The sequence below is a fragment of the Nocardia aegles genome (genome assembly GCF_052545135.1).
In genome coordinates, this window is record NZ_JBQWRI010000003.1 from 738,912 (window position 1) to 748,142 (window position 9,231).

At 70.0% G+C, this 9,231-nt stretch carries 9 protein-coding genes and 1 pseudogene; 4 read left to right on the forward strand and 6 right to left on the reverse strand.

Annotated elements, in window-relative coordinates:
- The 3 genes and pseudogenes from ACT89H_RS13330 to ACT89H_RS13340 form a co-directional block, all read left to right on the forward strand.
- A pseudogene (locus ACT89H_RS13330) lies at window positions 1-864 on the forward strand (metal ABC transporter ATP-binding protein); the annotation flags it as partial.
- Between the two features lie 395 nt (window positions 865-1,259).
- Complete coding sequence (locus ACT89H_RS13335; protein ID WP_445108866.1) at window positions 1,260-2,129, forward strand: metal ABC transporter permease; 870 nt, start codon at window positions 1,260-1,262, stop codon at window positions 2,127-2,129.
- 145 nt (window positions 2,130-2,274) lie between these two features.
- A complete protein-coding gene (locus ACT89H_RS13340) occupies window positions 2,275-3,081 on the forward strand; it encodes an enoyl-CoA hydratase/isomerase family protein (protein ID WP_445108867.1) in 807 nt (268 codons plus the stop codon).
- Window positions 3,082-3,165: 84 nt separating this feature from the next.
- On the opposite strand, the gene ACT89H_RS13345 is transcribed toward ACT89H_RS13340, so the two are convergent.
- The 6 genes from ACT89H_RS13345 to carD form a co-directional block, all read right to left on the reverse strand.
- Window positions 3,166-3,444, reverse strand: a complete 279-nt coding sequence (locus tag ACT89H_RS13345; protein WP_445108868.1) for a DUF4190 domain-containing protein — start codon at window positions 3,442-3,444, stop codon at window positions 3,166-3,168.
- Window positions 3,445-3,575: 131 nt separating this feature from the next.
- A complete protein-coding gene (rlmB, locus tag ACT89H_RS13350; protein WP_445108869.1) occupies window positions 3,576-4,553 on the reverse strand; it encodes a 23S rRNA (guanosine(2251)-2'-O)-methyltransferase RlmB in 978 nt (325 codons plus the stop codon).
- Window positions 4,553-5,959 (reverse strand): cysteine--tRNA ligase, encoded by a 1,407-nt coding sequence (gene cysS, locus ACT89H_RS13355; protein WP_445108870.1) that lies wholly within the window; start codon window positions 5,957-5,959, stop codon window positions 4,553-4,555. The genes rlmB and cysS overlap by 1 nt, the downstream gene beginning before the upstream one ends.
- 64 nt (window positions 5,960-6,023) lie before the next feature.
- Window positions 6,024-6,491, reverse strand: coding sequence for a 2-C-methyl-D-erythritol 2,4-cyclodiphosphate synthase (gene ispF, locus ACT89H_RS13360; RefSeq protein ID WP_062968866.1), 468 nt, complete (start codon window positions 6,489-6,491; stop codon window positions 6,024-6,026).
- A 2-nt stretch (window positions 6,492-6,493) separates the two neighbouring features.
- Entirely contained in the window at window positions 6,494-7,219 is a 726-nt protein-coding gene (gene ispD / locus ACT89H_RS13365; protein WP_445108871.1) for a 2-C-methyl-D-erythritol 4-phosphate cytidylyltransferase, read from the reverse strand.
- A gap of 2 nt (window positions 7,220-7,221) precedes the next feature.
- Window positions 7,222-7,710: an RNA polymerase-binding transcription factor CarD gene (gene carD, locus ACT89H_RS13370; RefSeq protein WP_011206964.1), complete on the reverse strand. Its 489-nt coding sequence runs from the start codon at window positions 7,708-7,710 to the stop codon at window positions 7,222-7,224.
- Window positions 7,711-8,107: 397 nt separating this feature from the next.
- Here carD and ACT89H_RS13375 point away from each other — a divergent pair, with 397 nt between their 5' ends.
- Window positions 8,108-8,845 carry a hypothetical protein gene (locus tag ACT89H_RS13375; RefSeq protein WP_445108872.1) on the forward strand — a complete coding sequence of 246 codons (738 nt, stop codon included), beginning with the start codon at window positions 8,108-8,110 and terminating at the stop codon, window positions 8,843-8,845.
- Window positions 8,846-9,231: the final 386 nt, after the last annotated feature.

Sequence of the window (9,231 nt, forward strand, 5' to 3'; positions counted from 1 at the left end):
ATGAACAAGGGAGCCGCGCTGACCGAGCACGCCGACGGGGCGCAACGGCGATCGAACATCGGTGACGTCTCGGCGGCGGTGGTTCGACTGGAGGCCGCCCGCTTGTCGTTCGGCGATCGAACCCTCTGGGCGGGGCTGGATCTCACCGTCGCACAGGGTGAGTTCGTCGCGGTCCTGGGGCCGAACGGTTCGGGCAAGACCTCGCTGCTGAAGGTGCTGCTGGGCCAGGTCGGATTGAGTTCGGGCACGGCTCGGATCGCGGGATCCCCCGCGCGCACCGGCAATCACGACATCGGCTATGTGCCGCAACAGAAGACGATCGACGCCGGGGTGCAGTTGCGCGGCGTCGATCTCGTCGGTCTCGGCGTCGACGGGCATCGCTGGGGGCTCGGGTTGCGCTCCCGCGCCGAACGCAAGCGAAAGGTGGCCGCGGCCATCGCCGACGTGGGCGCCGAGCAGTTCGCCCACGCGCCACTGGAATCCATGTCCGGCGGTGAACAGCAGCGACTCCGGGTGGCGCAGGCGCTGGTCGGTGATCCGAAGGTGCTGCTGTGCGACGAACCGTTGCTCAGCCTGGACCTGGCGAATCAACAGCTGGTCGCCGAGCTCATCGATCGCCGCAGGCGCACCCACGACACCGCGGTGCTCTTCGTGACGCACGAGATCAACCCGATCCTTCCCCTGGTGGACCGGGTGCTGTACCTGGTCGACGGCCGCTTCCGGATCGGGACGCCGGAAGAGGTGATGACCTCGGCGGTGCTGTCGGAGCTGTACCGCACCCAGGTGGACGTACTGCGGGTACGCGGGCGTCTGGTGGTCGTCGGCACCGGCGACACCATGGACGCGCTCGGCACGGCGGGCGGCCACTGTCACGGCCCGGCGGGCGACGAATTCGCGCACGGCGACCCCGCCGGCACCCCGGTATCGGGCGCCGCCACTTCGACCATGTCATCCGCGGCAGAGCCGGTCCCCGCAGCACCGGCCTCGACGCATACCGCCGTCGCCTTCGTGTCCGCACCTTCGGCAGACTCCGCACCCTCGGCAGACAGGGAGACCGTCGCGCGAACCAGCAGGTCGACAACCCACCCCGCGACCAACGCCACCACCCCGGCGAACGGCGACGCGGCACCAGGCGATGTGGGGTCCGGCCGCTCGATACCCGGCAACGGCACGGCGGCGGTATCCCATGCTTCGGCGGATCGTGTGCACGGCGACGGCGACCGTCCGGCCGCGGATCCGGAGCAGAGCGGAGTGCGTTCGTGACCGACAAGCTTTCCGGGGTCCTCGGCAAGATGCTGGACTTCGGCACCACGGCGAACCTGCTGTCCTATGGCTTCGTCCAGCAGGCGCTGCTCGCCGCGGCCCTGCTGGGGCTGCTGTCCGGCGTGATCGGCCCACTGATCATCAGCAGGCAGATGTCGTTCGCCGTGCACGGCACCAGTGAGCTGTCCCTGACCGGCGCGGCCGCCGCGCTACTGGCCGGTGTCGGGGTCGGTTTCGGCGCCATCGCCGGATCGGTGGTCGCGGCGATATTGTTCGGCCTGCTCGGTGCGCGGGCCCGGGAACGCGATTCGGTGATCGCCGTGGTGCTCTCGTTCGGGCTGGGGCTTTCGGTGCTGTTCCTGTGGCTGGGCCCCGAGCGCGCCGGATCGAAATTCTCGCTGCTGACCGGCCAGGTGGTCAGTGTCGGTAACAGCGGCCTCGGCCTGCTCACGGTCTGCACCGCCGGCGTGATCGCGGTGCTCGCCTTCGTCTACCGGCCGCTGCTGTTCGCCAGTTCCGACCCGGAAGTGGCCGTCGCGCGCGGCGTCCCGGTGCGGGCGCTGTCCATCGTGTTCGCCGTGTTGCTGGGCATCACGGCGGCGTTCGGCGTGCAGATCGTCGGCGCGCTGCTGGTCCTCGCACTGCTCATCACTCCGGCCGCCGCGGCCGCCCAGCTCACCGCGGATCCCGTCCGCGCGACCGTGCTCGCCGTGGTGTTCGCGGAGCTCGCCGCCGTGGGCGGCATCCTGCTGTCGCTCGCACCGGGCGTCCCCGTCTCGACCTTCGTGACCACGATTTCCTTCCTGATCTACCTCGCCTGCCGCCTGCTGGGCACCCGCAGCCGACGACTCGCCGGCGCTCGCTGACGACACCGCCCGCCGGTCCGGTAGCGAGGTCGGCGCCGGGCCGGCCGAGGTGCACGAGTACGCCATCGGGCGCACAGCGCTGCGCGGAAAGCTGAGGACTTCTGCCTCGGGTCAGGTCCCCGCCCGTCGGCTAACATCCTGTGGCATGAGTTCGGAACTGCACGTCGATGTCTCTCGGGGCGTCGCTGTGCTCACGCTCAACCGGCCCGCCCAGCAGAACGCCTTCACCCCCACGATGGCCGCCGAGTTGGGTGCCGCGTTGCAGCGCTGCGATTCGGAAGACGCCATTCGCGCCGTGGTCATCACCGGTACCCCGCCCGCGTTCTGCGCCGGCGCGGACCTGTCCAATCGGGTGGGCGAGGTCAGCGCCACGATCGACCCGCCGCCGTGGCGGGTACGCAAACCGGTGATCGCGGCTGTCAACGGCCATGCGGTCGGCATCGGCTTGGCCCTGGCCTTGCAGTGCGACCTGCGATACATGGCGCGCGACGCGGTGTACGGGCTGAATCAGGTGCGTCGCGGCGTCCTGGCCGACGGCTACGCGCACTGGACGCTACCCAGGCTGGTCGGCATGGCCAACGCCGCCGACATCATGCTGACCGGCCGCACTTTCGACGGTGACGAGGCGAAGGCGCTGGGCGTGGCCAACAGCTCACTGCCCGCCGGCGAGGTGCTACCGACCGCGCTGTCCGTCGCGCACGACATCGCGAACGGCCCGGCGCCGCTACCGGTGGCACTGTCCAAGCGGCTGCTCTGGGAGGGGCTCGGCATGACCCCGGCCGTGGTCGGTCAACTAGAAACCGATCTCAACCAGCACGCGACCAAGAGCGTCGACGGCGGCGAGGCCATGGCCGCGTTCCGCGATCGCAGGCAGCCCACGTGGTCCGGCAGCGTCAGCACGGAATGGCCCGCGTGGGATACCGCCGAACCCGGGCAGCCCAGTCTGGATTGAGCGGCTGGGCGCGATGCCGCGGGACGGACCGGTTCGCGGTCGCGACCCGCGCCCAGCGTGGTGGACCGGCTCCGGCGGCGCCGCTCAAGCATTACCGCCGAGCGAGATGAGCAGGAACAACACCGCGAAGACGATCATCATGACGGTGCCGATGACGCCGAGGACGTAGCCGACCAGTACCTGGGCGCGACCACCGTACGCGCCGCCGGATTCCTCGATCTGGCTGAGCGCGCGCCGTCCCAGCGCCCACGCCACCGGCCCCGGCACCCCGCAGCAGAGGAGGCTGGCCGCGCCGAGAAACAACACCGCCGTCGCGTTCGGATGCTCGACCGGCGAGCCAATGGGCTGATTGGGTATCACCACCAGCCGAATTCTACTGGGCGCAGCCGCCTCTCCGGGTTTTTAGGCCGTTCGGCAGCTCGAGTGGCTACAGCCCGACGCGGCACATCAGGAGCCCGGCCGGCGACCCAACGCGTGAGCGACCGGCGTAAGGCTCAGGCGCGGCGTTGGCGGGCGACTTCGGAAAGCACCACACCGGCCGCGACCGACGCGTTCAGCGATTCCACCGGGCCCGCCATCGGAATCGACAAGATCGTGTCGCAGGACTCCCGCACCAGGCGCGAGAGCCCCTTGCCCTCCGAGCCGACCACGATCACGGTCGGCTCGCGGCCGTCGAAATCGTCCAGCGTGGTGTCGCCACCGGCGTCCAAGCCGACGACCTGGATGCCCTGAGCCGCCCAATCCTTCAAGGTGCGAGTGAGATTCGTCGCGCGGGCGACCGGAAGCCGAGCGGCGGCGCCCGCGCTGGTGCGCCAGGCCACCGCGGTGACGCTCGCGCTGCGCCGCTGCGGGATCAGGACGCCGTGGCCGCCGAACGCCGCCACAGAGCGCACGACCGCGCCCAGGTTACGCGGGTCGGAGATGTTGTCCAGCGCCACCAGCAACGCGGGCTCGGCGGCATCGCGCACCCGGTCGAGCAGGTCGTCCGGGTGGGCGTAGCGGTACGGCGGCACCTGCAGGGCGACGCCCTGGTGCAATCCGTTGGCGCTCAACCGGTCCAAGTCGGTGCGTGGCACCTCCAGAATGGAGATACCCGTCTCGGCGGCCAGCCGCACACTCTCGGTCAAGCGGTCGTCGTTCTCGGTGCCGACCGCGACGTACAGCGCGGTCGCGGGCACACCGGCGCGCAGGCACTCCACCACCGGATTGCGCCCCAGCACCAGCTCGGGACCGTCTTCGGTCCTGCGTCCGGCGGGACGGCCGGCAGCGCCGCGCACCGACGGACGGCCTTGGGCGGCTTTGGCTTTCGCGGCCGCTCGCTTGGCGGCGGGATGTTTGGTGCGCATCTCCGCGGGTGGGGTGGCGCCACGCCCCTCCAGTCCGCGCCTGCGCTTGCCGCCGGAGCCGACCACGGCGCCCTTCTTGCTGCCGCTCTTGCGAACCGCACCGCGGCGCTGCGAATTGCCTGCCATCACTTGGCCTTTCCGGATTGCGGCACGCCGAGCGCCCATTCGGGACCGTTGGCGGTGTCGGTGACCTCGATCCCCGCGGACTGCAAGCGATCGCGTACGGCGTCGGCGGTCGCCCAGTCCTTGGTGGCCCGCGCCTCCTGGCGGCGGTCGAGTTCCGCACGCACCAGCACGTCCAGAGCGCCGAGCGCGGCCGAGGAATCGCTCGGGCTGAACCAGTGCGGGTCCAACGGATCGACACCGAGAACGGCGAGCATGGCGCGCACCTGACTCGCCAGGTCGCGCGCGGAGTCGATCGCGCCGACCTCCAGCGCCTTGTTGCCCTCGTGCACCGCACGATGGATCTCCGCCAACGCCTTCGGCACCGCGAGATCGTCGTCGAGGGCGGCGGCGAACGCGTCGGTCCACTTGCCCACCGGAATCTCACCGGCCCGGTCCACCACCCGGTTCACGAACGCCTCGATGCGCTGGTAGGACTGCGCGGCATCGCGCAGCGCCTTGTCGGAGTACTCCAGCATCGAGCGGTAGTGCGCGCTGCCCAGGTAGAACCGCAGTTCGACGGCTCGCACCTGCTTCAGCACGTTCGGCACGGAGAGCACGTTGCCCAGTGACTTGGACATCTTCTCCCCGCCCATGGTCACCCAGCCGTTGTGCAGCCAATACCTGGCGAACTCGTCACCGGCGCCCTTCGACTGGGCGATCTCGTTCTCGTGGTGCGGGAACACCAGATCCATACCGCCGCAATGGATGTCGAATGCCGAACCGAGGTAGAACTCGGCCATCGCGGAGCACTCCAGATGCCAACCCGGGCGGCCGCGGCCCCAGGGCGACGGCCAGGTCGGCTCCCCCGGCTTGGCCGCCTTCCACAAAGTGAAGTCACGCGGGTCGCGTTTACCCTCGCCCGCGCTCTCGCCCTGGTGCACGTCGTCGAGCCGGTGGCCGGACAGTGTGCCGTAGTCGGGATAACTGACCACGTCGAAGTAGACGTTGCCGGCCGAGGCGTAGGCGTGACCGCGGTCGATCAGCCGCTGCATCATCTCGACCATCTGGGTGATGTGGCCGGTGGCGCGGGGCTCCGCGGACGGCGGCAGCACACCGAGCTGTTCGTAGGCGCGATCGAAGGCGCGCTCGTGCGTGGCGGCCCACTCCCACCACGGCCTGCCCGCCTCGGCGGCCTTGGTCAGGATCTTGTCCTCGATATCGGTGACGTTACGGATGAAGAAGACGTCGATGTCGTGCGCGAGCAGCCAGCGTCGCAGCACGTCGAACGCGACTCCGCTGCGCACATGGCCGATGTGCGGCTCGCCCTGCACGGTGGCGCCACAGAGGTACACCGAAGCACGGCCGGGGACCAAGGGCGCGAAATCGCGCACGGTCCGCGTGTCGGTGTCAAAGAGGCGCAGCGTCACGGCAGTCGATCCTAGCTGGTGTATAAGGTCGTCTACGGACCGGCTCGGGTCCGCCGGAGCAGGATCAACGACAGGCTTGCAGCAGGGCCGTCGCCACGGCGGCGACACCCTCGCCGCGACCGGTCAGGCCGAGGCCGTCGGTGGTGGTGCCGGACACCGAGACCGGGGCGTCGAGCAGCTCGCCGAGCACCTGTTGCGCCTCGGCGCGCCGGGGCCCGATCTTGGGGCGGTTGCCGATCACCTGCACCGCGGCGTTGACCACCTCGAAGCCGGCTTCGTCCAGCAGTCTGCGCACCTCCTTCAGCATGGCCGCGCCGGAGACACCCGCCCATTCCGGCCGTCCGGTGCCGAACACCGCGCCGACATCGCCGAGGCCCGCCGCGGACAGCAGCGCGTCGCACAGGGCGTGCGCGGCGACATCGCCGTCCGAGTGACCCGCGCAGCCGTCGTCGCCGTCGAACAACAGCCCGGCCATCCAGCAGGGTCTGCCGGCTTCGATCGGATGGACGTCGCTGCCGATGCCGACGCGCATGGTCACCGCGCCACCGCCCGTCCGATGCCCGCGCCGTCGAGCACCGCGCCCGCGAGCCGGAGGTCGAGCGGCGTGGTGATCTTGAAGGCGAGCGGATCGCCGGGAATGGTGTGGACCGCGACGCCGAGCCGCTCGACCAGGCCCGCGTCGTCGGTCGCCTGGATGCCCTCGGGCACGTAGGCGCGGCGGAGTAGGTCGGCCGCGAAACCCTGCGGCGTCTGGATCGCGCGCAACCAAGCGCGGTCGGGAGTGCCGGTGACCGCGCCGGCCGCGTCGACGGACTTGATGGTGTCGGCCACCGGGAGTCCGGGGACCACGGCGGGGCGGCCCGCGCGCAACTCCGCCGCGACCCGGGCGATGAGCTCGGGCGGCGTGAGCGCTCGGGCGGCGTCGTGCACCAAGAAGTAGGCGGCGTCGGGCGCCGCGGCGATACCCGCCCGCACCGAGTCGATACGTTCGGCACCACCGACGACCACCTGGACCGAATTCGTGGGCGGCAGCAGGGCAACGGCGCTGTCGACGAGTTCGGTGGGAACCATCACGATGATCCGGTCGACCGCGCCGGAAGCGATCAAACCTTCGACGGCGAGCCGGACCATGGGTGTGCCGCCGACCGGGACGAACGCCTTGGGTGCTGATTCACCCAGGCGCACGCCCCGACCGGCGGCAGGCACCAGAGCAACGACGGGTCCGTCGCTGGGACGAACACCGTTGTCAGGTGTGTTCACGGTCAGGAAGCCGCTGCGAGGACCTCATCGAGCAGGGTCTCAGCCTTGCCGTCATCGGTGCCTTCGGCCAGCGCGAGCTCACCGACAAGAATCTGCCGAGCCTTGGCGAGCATGCGCTTCTCACCCGCGGACAGGCCGCGGTCCTGTTCCCGGCGCCACAGATCGCGGACGACCTCGGCCACCTTGTTCACATCGCCGGAGGCGAGCTTCTCGAGGTTGGCCTTGTAGCGGCGGGACCAGTTGGTCGGCTCCTCCGTATGCGGCGCGCGAAGCACCTGGAAGACCCGATCGAGACCCTCCTGACCCACGACATCACGCACGCCGACGTATTCGGCGTTCTCCGCGGGAACCCGAACAGTGAGATCGCCTTGGGCGACCTTCAGGACCAGATACTCTTTTTGCTCACCCTTGATGGTGCGAGTCTCGATTGCTTCGATCAGCGCCGCTCCGTGGTGGGGGTAAACGACGGTGTCTCCGACCTTAAAAATCATGTGTCCCGTGCCCCTTTCGATGTTCACAGTTTAACATGCGACTCGGTAACGGCGCGATCAACTGTGCAGGTCAGGGCCACAACGAGGCAACCGTAGGGCTTGACAGATGCCAGGCGGTGTGCATTACGTTGTGCCAGAACGGGTTATCTCCCGGCTCCGTCGGCGCCGCTCGTCGCCCGCGTGTCGGCACCTTCCCGGCAACCTCCGAAGTTCGATCGAACCGTTACCGACACGCGGGGTGTCGGCCCGGATGCCTCGTGGCCCGCCGCACACCCCCACCGCATGCGCGCGGGCCCGACCCGGCCCCCGCGCCCGCGCCGTCGAGTGAACTACTACGCTGCCTAGTTACTACGCTCCCGCGCGGAGCCAGAGCCCGGTCGACATGGAGGGACAACCCGTGACTGCCCTGAAAGCTGTGACCGCCCCGAAGGGGGCGCGACGTCGCATGGTGACGGTTGCCGCACTCGCCGCCGGAGCGGCGATCGCGCTGTCCGGCTGCGGCGCGGGCCAGATCTCGCAGACCGCGCGGCAGGTCGCCGCCGTGAACGGCAACCACGCCGACGTGGGCCGCATCGCCCTGCGCAACGTGCACATCGTGTACCCGTCCGAGGGCACCGCGTACAACAACGCCAAGGGCGGCAAGGCACTCATCGCGTTGTCCATCGTCAACAACGGCGAGTCCGTCCCCGACGAGCTGACCAGCATCACCACCGACCTCGGCACCGTCAAGATCACCCCGGCCTCCGGCAAGTCCGTCGTCGAGCTCGCCCCGCAGCAGACCGTCGTCGCCGCGAGCCGGCCGGTCAAGCGCGAGGCCGCGTCGACCACCACCAGCGCCGCGCCGACCACCGGCGCGGGCGCGCCGCGCTCCGCCGCGCCCACCACCACCGAGTCGCACGGCGCAAGCGAGCACGGCTCCCCGGCCGCCGTCCCGGACCCCGAGGCCAACCCGATCCTGATCGAGATCACCGGCCTGACCAGGGACATCGCCCCCGGCCTGACCTACAACGTCTCGTTCAACTTCAAGCAGAACGGCACCGTCCAGGTCCAGGTCCCGGTCGACGCGGGCCAGCACACCGAGCGCCACGACTCCGACAAGTCCGGCCCGGCCGAAGCCGAGCACTCCGGTCACTGAGTTGATTTGCAGCGCCTGCGGCGCTGCGTGTTCGCGGCCCCTTCTTGGTTCGTGGCCGGGCGGGCGAGACTCGCGACTGCGTCGCATGCACTTCGCCCACCCGGCCACGAACCGGGCCGCGAACGGCGCTCGTAGGACTCGCACCCGGCCGGGCTGAGAGGGTACGCATCGAACAGTTCCGGCCTCGCCGTCAAACGCTCTGAGCGGATACCTCCTGCTTGGTAGTACCGCCGGCCAGGGGCAAGGACCCACACCTGACGCTGGACCCGACAGCGCGCACACCGGGACCGTGACCGCTATGTCCAGAGCTCCGATCCCAACGCGCCCAGCGGCCCCCAACCACGACTTTCCAGTGTCAGCGAGATCGAGCATCCGCCGTTCGCGGC

Coding starts and splice junctions, on each gene's coding strand:
- ACT89H_RS13340 (WP_445108867.1), top strand. CDS start 2,275: ATGAGTTCGGAACTGCACGTCGATGTCTCTCGGGGCGTCGCTGTGCTC.
- rlmB (WP_445108869.1), bottom strand. CDS start 4,553: ATGGCAGGCAATTCGCAGCGCCGCGGTGCGGTTCGCAAGAGCGGCAGC.
- ispF (WP_062968866.1), bottom strand. CDS start 6,491: ATGCGCGTCGGCATCGGCAGCGACGTCCATCCGATCGAAGCCGGCAGA.
- carD (WP_011206964.1), bottom strand. CDS start 7,710: ATGATTTTTAAGGTCGGAGACACCGTCGTTTACCCCCACCACGGAGCG.